Source organism: Gephyromycinifex aptenodytis (genome assembly GCF_012277275.1).
Lineage (GTDB): Bacteria > Actinomycetota > Actinomycetes > Actinomycetales > Dermatophilaceae > Gephyromycinifex > Gephyromycinifex aptenodytis.
In genome coordinates this window covers 1,829,181-1,843,112 of the sequence record NZ_CP051155.1, presented here as the reverse complement: position 1 = coordinate 1,843,112, position 13,932 = coordinate 1,829,181, and the positions used below count along the sequence as shown (strand labels likewise).

Below are 13,932 nucleotides of genomic sequence, written 5' to 3'. Positions count from 1 at the left end.
TCAGTAGGTGTAGACGAGGGGGCGGTCCTCGTCATCAATGTGGGAGTACGTCGGCGGCTCGCCGATGTCTTCTGCGCCGCGGCGTAGGTACTTCAGGAAGAGCTTGACCTCGACGACCGCGAGTGCCCCGTACAGCAGCGTGTAGACGATCATCGAGATGAGAACCTCGGTCGCGCTGGTGCGGGGGGAGACCCCGAAGCGCGTCAGCAGAACACCCTGCACGGCCCACGGCTGGCGGCCCATCTCGGTGAAGATCCAGCCGAAGGAGTTGCCCAGCAACGGGAAGAACGGCGTCGCGATGATGGCCCAGTGCCACCACTTCGGACGCAGCACCTTCAGGTCGCCCTTCTTACGGGTGATCCACAGCGTGAGCAGTGACATCGCAGTGCCGAGCATGCCCAGACCGATCATGATGCGGAACGTCCAGTAGGCGACCGGCACGTACGGCGTGAACTCGGTCGTCGTGTCGTTGGTCAGCGCACTGTCGGCGTACTTGGTCTTGTACTCGGCCTTGATGTCGTTGATGCCCTCGATCTCGGCGCTGAAGTTGCCCTTTCCGAGATAGGACAGCAGACCGGGCACCTGGATCCAGTGCGTCGCCTCGGTCCCTTCGAGGTTGCCGGTGGCGAAGACGGAGAACGGCGCGGGAGCTTCGGTCTGGTAGACCCCCTCTGCAGCGGCCATCTTCATGGGCTGCACCTGGGTCATCACCTTGCCCTGCAGGTCACCGGTGACTATGACGCCCAGCGAGGCGACGAGGGTGACGATGGCGCCCACGCGCGCAGCCTTGCGGTACGTCTCGCGGTAGTTCGTCCCGTCGGTGATGGCGGCGTGCGCGCCGCCTCGGCCCTTGCCGTGGGAGGGGGCACCCGCCTCGGTTTCGATGGTCTCCAAGGCCGGGGCCTGGGTAGACAGCCGGCGCAGGTGCCACAGCGAGATCGCCATGACCAGGCCCCCGGCGGTCATGTAGGCGGCTGTGATGACGTGCGGGAAGGCGACGAGTTGCACCTTGTTCGTCAGCACCGCCACGAAGTCGGTGAGCTCGGCGCGGCCGTTGTCGGGGTTGATGTGGTAGCCGACGGGGTTCTGCATCCAGGAGTTCGCGGACAGGATGAAGAAGGCGGACAGCACCGTACCGATGTGAACCAGCCACATCGTGGCGGCGTGCAGTTTCTCCGGGATACGGCCCCAACCGAAGACCCAGACGCCGATGAAGACCGACTCCAGGAAGAAGGTGAGCAGCGCTTCGAAGGCAAGGGGTGCGCCGAAGATGTCTCCGACCATGCGGGAGTAGTCCGACCAGTTCATGCCGAACTGGAACTCCTGAACAATGCCCGTGGCCAGCCCGAGGGCGAAGTTGATGATGAACAACTTGCCCAGGAATCGGGTCATCTTGTACATCGCTGGGTTATGCGTGCGCACCCATGCGGTGTGGTACCCCGCGACGATCGCAGACAGGCCGATCGTGATGGGCACGAAAAGGAAGTGGTAGACCGTGGTGATGGCGAATTGCCACCGTGCCAGCTCCAGGGCGTCCATGCGTTGTCTCCAGGTGACGGGTCAGGGGGGACATGGTGGAGCCTGCGGACTCCTGCGCCGACCTCATCCCCCCAGGGCAAGTCGACAGAACGGCCATTCGACCGTGACCCTTCAATGATGAACCAGTGTCTCTAAGTAGCGTGAGGACCAAAGTCCTGCTAGGGCGCGGTTCCTCTGGGACAATTAAGCCAATTTCTTTGCATTACCGATTAATTCGGGTTTGACGTGACGGTCGTCTCATGGTGCATCGCCTTGGCGCATACGTGACACTGTCGGGAAGGCAGTTCCCCCAGAGGGCCCAGCGACGATAGGACGACGATGGACGCGAAAACGTGGGACGAGCGATACCGAGCTGAAAACCTGGTGTGGGGAAGTGACCCGAACCGCTGGGTCGTGCAGGAACTCGGCACCCTCATGCCCTCGACCGCGTTGGATCTGGGCTCAGGCGAAGGCCGCAATGCGATCTGGCTTGCCAGCGAAGGCTGGCGTGTCACCGCGCTGGACTTCTCCCAGGTCGCCCTCGATCGGGCACGGTCCTTGGCCGAGAAGGCCGCTCAGGAGTATCAGCGCGAACTCGACATCACCTGGCAGTGCCAGGATGCCAGCTCGGCCGAGCTGCCGCGCTCAGCGTTCGACGCGGTGCTGGTGTGTTATCTGCACCTACCGGAGTACGAGCGCACTCCTGCGATGCGTGCCGCGGCGCGCGCGCTGGCCCCCGGCGGCACGCTGCTGGTTGTCGGGCACGATACGACGAACTTGAGCGAGGGGTATGGCGGCCCGCAGAACGAGTCGGTTCTTTACACCGCGGCAGACGTGGAGGAGGACCTGCAGGACTACATCTCTTCCGGCAGCCTCATCGTCGAACGTTCCGGCCGGGTCGCCAGGGAGATCGAGACCGATGACGGCAGCGTCATCGCCTGGGACTGCCTGCTGCGCCTCAAAGGCCGCGACATGAGCAAGGGTGAGGTCACCTTCGGCTGACCCCCCCCTGGTCCAGGCCGCCGGGTGGCTGCGCTGTCTGCCTTGCGCGCACTCGCGCAGCCGGGCCGACTCCGCAGGTGAAGGTCGGGCTAATCGCTTCGGGGTGGCGTGCGTTCCAACAGCGACCACACGGCGTCATGATCCGAACCCTCGACGCGCAGCACCGCTTGGTCCACCGCTTTCCAGCCGCGCGCCAGAACGTGGTCGATCTGCACGAACGGGATCCCGGGGGCCTGTGGGGAGCGCGGCCACGTGCGAACCCACGGCAGCATCCCGCGCGGGGAGTGGTCGAACCCGCGCGCCACGGCGCGGAAGGAAGGGTGAGACATGCTGCCGTTGAAATCGCCGGCCATCACCAGTCGTGGTTCATCGGCGTGCGCCCCCACCCAATCCGCCAGGTCTGACTGCTGGGAGTGCCATCGCTCCAACGGCGCCAACCGCGGGGACCAGGCGTGAACCCCGCGCAGCAGGGTGCCGTCAGCCAGCCGCACCGTCGGCATGTCGAAGCTGTAGTCCCCGCTGGCGTCCCGGCCGGCGTAACCGTTGCGCGGGCGGGTGACCACCTGCCCACACCGAGCAGACTCGGGTAGATCCACGCAACGAACCGGCTCAGCGGTGGCGATGATGGTGCCGCCCGCGCCGCCGCTGCGGCCGGTGGCATACGGGAGGCTGCGCGCCAGACCGTGCTGGGTCAACCGATCCCAGAGCGGGGTGTGAATCTCGGTCAGCACCAGAACATCGACCCTGCGCTCTCGGACCAGGTCCACGATGCGTTGGGCGTCGGCGCCGCCGTACAGGGTGTTGATCGCCAAGACCGACAGCCGCGGGCCGGTCGTGCTTGCGGGCGGTGGCGGCAACGCCACTACGGGGGCGATGAGGGTTGCGCTGGCCAGTGCCGCGGCCAACGCCGTCCACCACCTCCTGCCGACAGCGGCCGCCGCGACGACGAGCAATCCGACTGCCCCCACGGTGGGCGCAAGGGCTTGGAACAGCGGCACCACACCGGGGGCGTCCAGGAAGGAGGCCGCCGCACCGAGGAGACCTACCCCGGCCAGCACGGACAGCAGCGGGATCCGCGCGCGCTTAGGGGCTCGCGAAGCCGAACTCACCCGAGTCCGGCGATCTCAGACTCTGTCGCCGGGCGCACCACCAACCGGGTCCAGGCGCCGACGTAGACCCGGTCATCGGCGTCGATCTCGACGCGGCGCCCGGCCTCCAGCGGCGTCGTCGGCAATGGCCCGGCCGCAGCACCGATATAGGTGCCATTGGCGGATTCCAGATCTTCGATCCACCACCGCCGACCGTCACCGGCCAAGAGCGCCTGGCGGCGACTCACTCCGGTGTCGATGCCGCAATCGATGTCCGGGGTGACCCCGCGCGAGGAGGAACGTCGCCCGATGAGGGCATGGGAGCCGGTGAGCCGCACGATGTCAGGGGGTGCAGGCGAAGGGCAGGCCTCGGAACTGTCTTGAACCGCGTACCACTGCGGATCGATCCAGATCTCCACCACCCAGTCCCCGGCCACCTCGCGTGAGGGCGGCCGGTTGACCGGTTTAGCACTGACGCGCGACTGGCTGGGCTGCTGCGGCTCCGCAGGGCTGGCCGTCTCGGAATCGGCAGAGCTGGCCGAGCTCGGCAGCTCCACCGCCGGGTAGGGCGGCTCCGACTCGGCAGCGGACCTCGGCTCAGTCGCAGGCGCGAGGACGGGTTGCGCCTGATCCAGGGAAGGGTCCTCGGGCTCTTCGACCTCGGAGTCGGGCAACGACTCCTCGATCGGGGCGGGGCTCGGCGGCGGGGGCAGTGCCGAACTGCCCGGGGAAGCCTCGGCAGCGCCCGGTTCCGGCGGATCCTGCACTGGAATCTGCGCCGGTTCGTCCGGGTCGGGGGCTTCGGCTTGCGCAGCCGAGGTGGGCTCGGCTGCCATCGGATCGGTTTGGCCAGCTTGGTCCAACGGCAGGTCTGCCGGGTCGTACGGGCCAGGTTCAGGCGTAGGCACGGGCAGGTCGAGATCGAGGAAGGACGGCTCCCCTTCGGGTGGCCGGGGCATCACTCCGGTGGTGAAGTCGTACCCGCACACCTCGCAGAACAGATCACTGGCCCGGTTGATGGCGCGGCAGTTAGGGCATTCCTGCGTGGCTGCGAGACTTTCCTGCTGCGTCGGGGTCGGGTCGGGCTGCGGCGCCGAGGGTGCGCTGGGCGCAGGCGGGGCCGTGGCGTTCATCGGCGAGCCGCAGGTGTCGCAGTAGTCGCTGGAAGCGCTGACATGCCCCGCTGGGCAGGTGCTGCTCATCGTTTGACCCGGGTGGTTTTCGTGGAGGCGGTGTCCAGTGCCATCTCATCGAGGCGGTCGACGCTGCGCTTGAGTCGCACCCGTCCGGTGCCTGCGTCCTCGATGTCGACGACGCGCCGGAGCCGGTCGGTTGCCGCCTCGTCCCCGGTCTGCTGCGCCAGTTGCACGGCCCGGCCGAGTTTGGTGGTGGCGGTGATGTCGTCACCGATGGACTTCGCGGCCAGGCCCTCCTGGATCGCCGAGGCGAGCTCCGTCTGCCCGGTGTAGTGAGCGACCTCGGGGCTGATCCGGGCGGTCAGGCTGTCGTCGGCGGACCATTTCGCTTTCACCAGGCCTTGAGTGACCTGCTGACCACCCACCACGAGCTGGACCCGTGCCGCGAGCTGTTCGGCGCCGACGACTTTGGCGGGCAGACGAACTGCGACGTGATATTCGCGGGTCTCATCTCCCCAGGAGCCGGTGGGGTAGGCGCCGGTGAGCGGGTTGACCTGCTGCCGACGGGAGGTCATGTCTTCAAGGTTGGGGGAGACCTGACGCACGAAGAGGATTTCGGCGCCCTGCGGCGCCCAGACCTGCAGCGAGGCCTCGGCTACCCCGCGCCCCATGGAGGTGCGCATCAGTGATTCGAACTCGGCTGCCATGTCTTCGCGGCGTGGGATGAGGTCGACCGTGCCGAGCAGGGCCTGGGCGATCCGGCGCACCTCATCGACCTGCCAGGCCGCGCCCAGGCCGCGGCAATCGGCTTGGAACCGGCCACGAACTGAATTGATGGCGCTGGTGAGTTGCTCAGGGGTCTCGTGCTGGTTCTCGCCGTCGGTGAGCAGAATGACGTGCTTCTGGGTCAAGGAGGGCACGGTGTCGAACAACTGCGCCGCGGCCAGCAGCCAGGTGCCCATCGCGGTGCCACCGTCGGCGTAGAGCTGGCCGAGGGAACGCTTGGCGGCCAGCCGGGTCTGGGGCGACATCGGCACCATTGCAGCCGTGTACCCGTCGGGGTAACACAACCGCGCCTGGTGGTTGCCCGCTACGACAGCGAACCAGACCCCGTCCAGGATCTGATCCAGCGCGGCGGCAGCGGCGTACTGGGCCGCGCGCACCCCCGCTGCCTCCATCGAACCGGAGGTGTCGATGACGATGATCTCGCCGGCTTCCCCGGAGATACCCTGGCCCGCGCCGCCCGCGCCGGAGCAGGTCACCGAGACGATGGCATGGACATCGGTGCCGCCACTGGGCAGGAACTCGTTCTGGTAGACGGCGCAGGAGAAGTCAGCCATGGTTCGCATTCTGCTCGATGACGGTGGGTGCCGTGGGGTCGGATCCGGCCTCGGAGATGACGATGGTGGGGTTGGTGCCGAGCGGATCCTCCTCACCGATGACCCTCTCACCTTCCTGCGCCGCCGGCCGAGTCTCGCGCGCGCCGGCGTCGCCCAGCCGGGCCAGTGCGACGGTGATGTTGTCGTGCCCGCCCTGGGCGTTGGCCCAGTCGACTAGGCCGCGCGCCAGCGCCAACGGCGGGTTGTCTTGGTCAGCAACGTCGGAGGCAGCCATCTCCGCAGCGACAGCGCCGCTGGAGAGGTCGGTGCCGGCGGCGTCACGGGTGCCCGCAGCTGTGCTGGCGAGGTCGGCATGGGCGGCCCCGGTGGCGCGGCAGACCTCACGGAACACCTCGGCCAATGCTTGCGGCTCGCTGGCGTAGTTCCAGAGTCCGTCCGAACACAGCAGCAGCCAACCGGGGCGATCCGGGGTGAGTGCAGTGGTGACCGGGGTGTGATCGGGGGCATCCACACCGAGCCAACGGGTGATGGTGTGCGCCTGCGGTCCGCGTTCGGCCTCGGCGCGGCTGGCGCCCAACCGAATCTGCTCCTCGGCCCAGGAGTCGTCGGTGGTCAGGCGCATCGGCTCGCCGGCATCTGGCAGCCAATAGGCGCGGCTGTCGCCGACGGAACCGACCACGACCTCATCACCTTCGATGACGGCAGCCACGAACGTGCACGAGGGGTTGCTGGCCGAGGTGATGTCACTGTGCGGGACGTCGCCGGTGATGTGCGCGACTGCCTGCGCAGCCGCGTCCGTCGCGGCCGTCAATCGCGCGCTCAGCGCGGGGACGACACCAGGGGCCACCCCCAATCCGCGGGAGGTGGCACCGGCCAGCACCTCCAAGGCGGCATCAGCGGCAGCTTGGCTGGCCTCTTCGGAGCGGGCTGCGCTGGAGACGCCGTCGCAGACGATCAGCGCAGCGCGTGCGCCCTCGAAGACGTCCAGGGCCATTGCGTCCTGGTTACCTGAGTGCCGGACCCCGATGTCGCACACTCCGGCCACCCAGGGGGCCGGGTTGCTTTCCTGGTGAGCGCGCGGATCTGGCTGGGGGGCGCCGCAGTTCTCGCAGTAGCCGTCCGCGAACGAGCCGCCGCACTGCGGGCACGGCTCACCGGCCGGTGCCGCCTCGGGGATCGCCTGGGACAAGGGGGTAAGCGTGCCGGGGTCGGCGCCGAGTACGAGCAGCCCGCCTTGGTCCCGGCCGGTCTTAGGCGGGGCCGCCGGTGTGGGCGCCGCCGCTGGAACTGCTGTGCCTGCTTGGTCGCCGACGTGCAGAGACGCCCCGCACTGTTCACAGAAAGGATGATCTTCGACCAGCGCCGCACAGGTCTGGCACCGGATAGGCGGTTGTGCGGCGCCCTCGGCCCTGGCTGCTTCACCGTCATCGGCAGTGGCAGCTTCGGCCTGTGCCCCGGCGGCGGTCGGCTGCGCCGGTGGGGTCTCAGTCTGGGCAACGGTGCCCTCGGGCGCCACGGAGCCCGCTACCTCGGACTCAGCCGCGGCCGCTGTCCCAGCGGCGTCGACCCCGGCGCTACCGTCCCTCTCGCCACGGGTGCGGGGCGCCAGCGACGGCGCCGACAAGGTCAGGCCGTGCTCGGGGGCATCAGGGCGAGGGTCCTGTGCGGGAGTCTCGCCGGGGGGAGGGGTCTGTTGGCTCATGTGAAACTCCAAGGACGGATGGCGTTGGCCTTATCGACCAGGTCATGACGCTCGGCCGAATCTGTCGTCAAGTCGGCAAGGGTGCGGTAAGCGCGTTCCAGCGCCTGCCGCAGATGCGGCTCGTCAGCGGGCACTCCCTCCAGCTTCACTCCCGTGGCGGGGCCCTTGCGGAGCACCTCGCTCAAGGCACGTTCCAGGACGTGCACCGTGAAGGTAGCGCGCGCTCGCGGCTCCAGGACCAGCGTGGAAATGCTGCGTAACGACTCCACGAGCGTCGGCAGGCCCCCGTCGAGGCGGGTCATCAAGTCCGCCCGCAGCCAGCGCGCTCGCGGGTATGCCCCGCTGGTCGGCGGGACGAGTTCGATCGCGTTCAGCGCCCCGCGGTGGTCGCCCCGGGCGGCGCGCACCCGGGCCAGGCCGAAGGCGGACGCCACGACATAGCCCGCGTCGGTACGTAGACAGGTCAGGTACGAGATCTCGGCCAATTCGTTCTGACCGGCGGTTTCCGCCGAGAGCGCGAGACCGAGTCGGGGCGCAAGCTCCCCGGGAACCTGGTGGTAGACGGCCGCGAAGGAGTCGGTCGCCGTGGCGGTATCGCCTCGGGCGAGCGCGTCGATACCGAGTAGCCAGACGGCTCGCCAATCCCACGGGTCGTGCGAGAGCAGCGCGTCTGAGGATTGTGCGACCAGTTCCGGGCGCCCGGCTCGAAGGGCCGTGCGACCCATCTCCAAGACGACTTCGGGGGTGATCTCGGGTGCGTTTCGCAAGGCCGTCAGGCGCGCCTGCGGGTCTTGCTCCTGCAGGCTGCGCAGCCAGGTGTTCATCGAGTCCGACTCGTCGGGCTTCATGGCCGGCAGCTCCCACCAGTCGAACGTCTCACCGGCCACGATCGGAACGTCGAAGTGGTAGCTGGCGGCCGTCTGGGTGGCTGCTCCCGATCCGCGGCGGTCGGCGACGGCCTGGCGCAGCACGCCCATCGCCTGTCCGCGCAGTTCCTCGATGGTGGCGAATCGGTCGGCCGGGTCGGGCGCGCAGGCCTTGGCCACCAGCCGGTAGAAGGCGTCGTTCTCCCGGAACGCGGGCGTCTCGCTGATCGGTGGCAACGAATCGACGTAGCGGCTTTGGTAGCCCCGGAACTCCGTGGTCAGCACGACCAGGGTGCGCCCGATGGTGTAGATGTCGCCAGGGATCGAGGGCCCCTGCTCCGCCACCTCGGGAGCCTGGTAGCCGATCGTGCCGTAGATCGGGGAATCCAGGTCGTCGATCCGGCGTACCCCGCCCAGGTCGATGAGCTTGACGCCGTCACCTTCCTGGATCAGGTTGTCGGGCTTGAAGTCGCAGTAGAGCAGGCCGTGGTCGTGCAGATAGGAGAAGGCCGGCAGGATCTCGATGATGTAGGCCAGAGCGTGCTCAATCGGCAGCGGGTCGTAGCTGCCCTTGGCGGCGAGCCGGTCCTTGAGGATCTGTTTGAGCGAGACGCCGCCGACGTACTCCATCACTGTGTACGCCGCGCCCTCGTGCGTGACGACGTTGTACACCTCGACGATGAGGGGATGCTCGACTTGGGCGAGGAACTGCTGCTCGGCCACGGCAGCGGCGACCGCGTCGGCGTCCCCGGCGTTGAGCAGGCCCTTGAGTACGACCCAGCGGTTTGAGACGTTGCGGTCGCGGGCCAGGTAGATCCATCCCAGCCCGCCGTGGGCGAGACAGCCGACCACTTCGTACTGTCCGGCGACGAGGTCCCCGGCGGAGAGCTTGGGGGTGAAGGAGAACGGGTTGCGACATTTGGGGCAGTAACCCTGTTCGCGCCCTGGTGACTCATCGTGGGAGCGGCCCACGGGTGCGCCGCAACTGGGGCAATTGCGTTTGTCTTCAGGCACGCGGGGATCGCTCATCACCGCAGCCCTCGGGTCGATCCGGGGTGCCGGTGGAACCTGGGTCAGCCCTGCGCCAAGGCTGGAGCGACGCAACCAGCGACTCTCACGAACCTGGCGCCGCACACCGGTCGCCCGCGCCGAACCGATGGCGGTGGCGCGGGTCGGGGCGCCGCCGGGGCGCGGCGTGGCCACGGCCCGGTGGGACTGCAGCGCCGAGATGTCTTCCTGTGCCGCGCCGGTGCTGCTGCCCGCTCCGACATCGGCGGTGGCGGTCGGGGCGGGCGCAGTGGCCGCAGCGGGTTCCGGGGAGCCGCACCAGTCGCAGTAGCCGTCGAGGTAGTGCCCGGGGCAGCCAGTCTCCAGGCATGCGCGCGCGTCGCTCATCAGTGGCCTCCTGCAGCGCTGAGGTAAGCGCGCGCGGCGGCAGCCAACGCGCTCAGCCGCACGAGGTCGGTGGGCTGGGCAGCCAGGACGCCGTGCGCGCGCCGCAGGATTTCGGCGGCATCTTCCTGCGGGCCAGCGCCGAGATCCGCCAAGCTCGGCACGGCTGCCTTGATCTGCTCGGCCAGTTCATCGCGGCGTTCCAGCGCACCGGCGTAGGCCGAATGAGCGACGTCCAACGCCCGTGCGACATTGGCCAACTTGCTCAGATAGGCCGTCAACGCTTCCGGCTCGGCCGGGGGCTCGCCCAGAGCCGTGACGTCCGGTACCGCGAACCGGGGGGCTGGGTGCACCTGGGCGATGCAGGTTGCGGCCAGGCGCTGCACCGCTTGGCCGCGTGCGGCGAGGTCTTCGACGCTTTCCAGGGCCCGGACCTGTTCGTCGCGGGTGCGGGTTCGGGTCGCTGCACCGACGATGAGGTCTCGTTCGGCTTTGGCGGTGTCCAGGTCCAGCGGCCCGAGCAGTCCGCCGACGTCGGCCCCGCGCCGTGCCCGCTCGGTGACGTCCACCAGTCGCCGGTCCAGGTCGACGAGAATTCCCTGGGCTGTTGAGCGGCGCGGCCGCGGCAGGTCGGCGACCAAGTCGCGGATCCGTTCCACCGCCGCGCGCAGGTCGCGGATACGCCGGGCCACATCGGGTTCGGACCCTTCCAGGTGCAGGCGGGCCCGCAACGAGGACGCAAGTGAGTCCGAGAGTCGGCACGCCTCAGGCAGCGAGACGGCGAAGGCGTTGCCTTCGCCCGCCTTGTGGTCCAGCCGCCCCCAGATGAGCGTCGAAATACGACGTCGGTCCGCGGGCAGCACTCGGCCGGAGTCCCAGGTAGCCAGGATGAGGTCGTGTCGTTCGGCGACGGACTTCCACAACGCCATCGACAGCAGGACGTCGCCGGTCAAAGCGTCCCGATCGGGCGCCCGCAGGGAAGCCTCATCGAGCAGGTCCAACTCGCCACGGCGCCGGTCACGCCAGGAGCCCAGCGCTTGCAGGTAGGCCATCAGCTCCGGGGCGGGGATGTCATCGCCCAGCGATCCCGGCGCCTGCGGTGCTACCGCGAACTGTGAGCTCATCGGTACTCCCTCAACCGTTGCGAAATGCCGCCCCAGGCCAAGGCGCCCGCACCCAAGCCGCCTAGGAGCAGCAACGGCCCGACGGCAGGCAGGTGGGCCAGGCCACGCAGCGCTACGACGTAGGGGGCGATCGTCGCGGCTGCCGGGATGCTCGCGGCTGCCACCGAGGAGACTCCGGCGCTGAGCAAGATGGCCCCGACCAGCGGCGGGTTGATGATGCGGTGGGTCTTGAGCGCCAGCCACCCGGAGCCGCCGATCAGAGTCAGCAGGCTGAGCAGCGTCGTCAATCCAAGGAATCCGGTCAGCGCTGCAGAACCAGCCTGGGAGCGTTCCGCCAGTTCGGTCGTGCTTTGGCGCAGCTGTCCCAGCGGGGCCTGGACGTCCTGCGCCAGCAGGGTCTCGGCGTCTCGGGCGAGTTCGGTGGTGGGTTTGCCGGCTGCGGCCGCCACCCGGGCCCGCTCGATGGTGGTGGCATAGCGGGTGAGCGCGGCGTGGATCGAGGCGTACTCCTCGGCATTGGCTTCGCCGTTGGAGGAGGCATAACTGACCTCGCGGGTCAAGCTGGACAGGGCGGCGTCGTAACTCGAAGAGGTGTCCGTGGCCGCTTTGCCGCCGGCCAGGATGGCATCGGTTTCGGAACGCAGCTTGTCCACCGAGGTGTCCAGGCTGGCCAGTCGTTCGCCTTGCTCGCTGGCGGCCGCCGCAGTGCTCGCCACGTCACTGTCCAGAGTGAGGTAGCCGGCGGCCCCGTTAAGGGTGCAGATGAGCACCGAAGCCGCCCCCAGCACCCGCAACCGGCTGGCCGTGGTGCTGGGTTGGACTCGGGGTACGCGCTGCTGGGAGACCCGGGGCGCGGAGACACTGGCCGAGGCGGGCGTGGCGACGGTGCTGGGTCGGGCCGGGGCGGCCATGCCCGCCGCGGGTGAAGATCCGCTCATCGGCTCTCCTGGGTGTCCTTGTTGCGCGCGGCCTCCTGGCTTGCCGGTGCTGCGAGGTCTATCTGGCCCGCCTCAATGGCGCCGGTCACCGCGCCAGCAGTGCTCGGTTCGCTGCTGTCGTCGCCGCTCAGCCCTGCTCCGGTGGCCGCGGCAGCGCGCTCGCGGCGGCGGTCCTGGTTCGGCGCGGCCTCGATCGGGCTGCTGGTGTCCTCGTCTTCGTGCTCTTCCAGATCGATCATCTCGATCGTGCGCAGTTGCTCGGTGCTGGGGTCCTGCAGGTCCTGCAAGCGCCAGGCGTGGCGCCCAATGGCCCCTTCGAGCATGTTGCGGGCGAACCGTCCATTACCGAAGGTCTCGTCGCGCGGGGTGGCCGCCAGGATCTCCCGGAATCGAGTCAGGGCTGGCTCAGCCAGGTCGTAGTCGTTCTTGCGGGCCAAGGCCTGCAAGATCGCGGTGATCTCATCGTCGCTGTAGTCATCGAAGGTGATCGTGGTGCGGAATCGACTGGACAGGCCGGGGTTGGTGTCGATGAAGCGCTGCATCGGGGCGGGATAACCCGCAACGATGACGACGAGTTCGTCGCGCTTGTCCTCCATCTCTTTGACCAGCGTGTCCACGGCCTCCTGCCCGTACTGATCCCCGGTGAGGGTGTAGGCCTCGTCGATGAACAGCACACCGCCTACCGCGGACTGCACGACCTCTGCGGTCTTGGCTGCGGTCTGGCCGAGGTAGCCCGCGACGAGTTCGGAGCGGTCCACCTCGATCAACTGGCCCGTGGAGAGCATGCCGAGCGCGTGATAAATCCCGCCGATCAACCGGGCCACCGTGGTCTTGCCGGTGCCGGGGTTGCCCACGAACACCAGATGCCGGGTGAGGGTGGCATTCTTCAGCCCCGCCTCCCGCCGTTTGGCGTCCACCTTGAGCATGGCGACCTGTTTGTGCACTTCCCGCTTGACCCGACGCAGGCCGATGAGTTCGTCAAGCTCGGTCAGCAATTCCTCCACGCTCTTCTCGGGCGCAGCGGTGGCGGGGGCGGGCGTGGCAGCTTCCCCGGCGCTGGCGGTCTGGCCAGGGGCGCTGCCCGTCAGCGGCGCGCCTGAGGAGTCCGGTGAACCGGAGGGCGTCGATGGCATCCCCGGCGTTATCGGGTCATAGGGCGCGGCAGAGGCCGCGCCGGGAAACCCCGCAGCATCAGGGCGGGGGGCTTCGCCGGGGAAGCGGGAGCCGAGCAGTTCCCGGGTGGCGCGGGTGATGGCACCGAGCTGATCCAGGACGGCTGAACCGGTCAGCGTCGGCGTCGGGAACGAAGGGGAGGGCTGCAGGTCCAGGCTTGAGCCGTCCCCTGCGGGCTGGGTGGGCGACAGCGGTTGCGGCGGGAGCAGCCCCGCCGTGGCATCGCCGCCGGTGTGCACCCCCGCCGTCTGCAATTGAGCCTGGGCCGACAGGTGCGCCTTGCCCACCGCTTCCGGCCCAGCCCCGGCGATCGTGCAGGCCGCGGTGGCGACCTCGGTCAGCGCCGCCGCGTAGGCGCCGGCATGGTGCGGGTTCTGCGCCGTCAGGATGGCCAGCAGCGGCGTCGGGCCGGAAGCGAACCGGCGACCGCGGGAGGCATCGTCGAAGAAATCCTGAACGGACCCGCCCATCACCTCGCGCCAGCCGACGTGCACCCCCGAGGGACGCGCGGTCTCCAGCACGGAGGCGGCGAGCTTGCGGCCCTCGTCGCGCACCGCGCTCTCGTCCAGTCCGGCCGCGACACCGACGGCCACCAGCGCGTTCAGCGCTGCCGGCAGGGAGGCCCCGGTGGGTTTATCGGTGCTCATCGTGCT

General features: G+C 68.8%; 10 protein-coding genes. 1 reads left to right on the top strand and 9 read right to left on the bottom strand.

What is annotated here, in order from left to right:
- Positions 1 to 1,539, bottom strand: a complete 1,539-nt coding sequence (locus G9V96_RS08045) for a cytochrome ubiquinol oxidase subunit I (RefSeq protein ID WP_168582563.1) — start codon at positions 1,537 to 1,539, stop codon at positions 1 to 3.
- Positions 1,540 to 1,857: 318 nt separating this feature from the next.
- On the opposite strand from G9V96_RS08045, the gene G9V96_RS08040 reads away from it, so the two are divergent.
- Positions 1,858 to 2,520, top strand: coding sequence for a class I SAM-dependent methyltransferase (locus G9V96_RS08040; protein ID WP_168582562.1), 663 nt, complete (start codon positions 1,858 to 1,860; stop codon positions 2,518 to 2,520).
- A gap of 89 nt (positions 2,521 to 2,609) precedes the next feature.
- On the opposite strand, the gene G9V96_RS08035 is transcribed toward G9V96_RS08040, so the two are convergent.
- Genes G9V96_RS08035 through G9V96_RS08000 form a run of 8 tightly spaced genes read right to left on the bottom strand, consistent with a single transcriptional unit; the run spans position 2,610 to position 13,926 of the window.
- Complete coding sequence (locus G9V96_RS08035) at positions 2,610 to 3,629, bottom strand: endonuclease/exonuclease/phosphatase family protein (RefSeq protein ID WP_168582561.1); 1,020 nt, start codon at positions 3,627 to 3,629, stop codon at positions 2,610 to 2,612.
- Positions 3,626 to 4,810: an FHA domain-containing protein gene (locus G9V96_RS08030; RefSeq protein ID WP_168582560.1), complete on the bottom strand. Its 1,185-nt coding sequence runs from the start codon at positions 4,808 to 4,810 to the stop codon at positions 3,626 to 3,628. Before G9V96_RS08030 ends, G9V96_RS08035 begins: the two co-directional genes overlap by 4 nt.
- Complete coding sequence (locus G9V96_RS08025; protein WP_168582559.1) at positions 4,807 to 6,084, bottom strand: VWA domain-containing protein; 1,278 nt, start codon at positions 6,082 to 6,084, stop codon at positions 4,807 to 4,809. Before G9V96_RS08025 ends, G9V96_RS08030 begins: the two co-directional genes overlap by 4 nt.
- Positions 6,077 to 7,786, bottom strand: a complete 1,710-nt coding sequence (locus G9V96_RS08020) for a PP2C family protein-serine/threonine phosphatase (RefSeq protein WP_168582558.1) — start codon at positions 7,784 to 7,786, stop codon at positions 6,077 to 6,079. The genes G9V96_RS08025 and G9V96_RS08020 overlap by 8 nt, the downstream gene beginning before the upstream one ends.
- Positions 7,783 to 10,047 carry a serine/threonine-protein kinase gene (locus G9V96_RS08015; RefSeq protein WP_168582557.1) on the bottom strand — a complete coding sequence of 755 codons (2,265 nt, stop codon included), beginning with the start codon at positions 10,045 to 10,047 and terminating at the stop codon, positions 7,783 to 7,785. Before G9V96_RS08015 ends, G9V96_RS08020 begins: the two co-directional genes overlap by 4 nt.
- Positions 10,047 to 11,168 (bottom strand): hypothetical protein, encoded by a 1,122-nt coding sequence (locus G9V96_RS08010; protein ID WP_168582556.1) that lies wholly within the window; start codon positions 11,166 to 11,168, stop codon positions 10,047 to 10,049. The genes G9V96_RS08015 and G9V96_RS08010 overlap by 1 nt, the downstream gene beginning before the upstream one ends.
- The gene (locus tag G9V96_RS08005; protein WP_168582555.1) at positions 11,165 to 12,106 is read right to left on the bottom strand and encodes a hypothetical protein; all 942 of its coding nucleotides are present in this window, start codon (positions 12,104 to 12,106) and stop codon (positions 11,165 to 11,167) included. The genes G9V96_RS08010 and G9V96_RS08005 overlap by 4 nt, the downstream gene beginning before the upstream one ends.
- Complete coding sequence (locus tag G9V96_RS08000) at positions 12,103 to 13,926, bottom strand: AAA family ATPase (RefSeq protein WP_168582554.1); 1,824 nt, start codon at positions 13,924 to 13,926, stop codon at positions 12,103 to 12,105. Before G9V96_RS08000 ends, G9V96_RS08005 begins: the two co-directional genes overlap by 4 nt.
- Between the last annotated feature and the right edge of the window lie 6 nt (positions 13,927 to 13,932).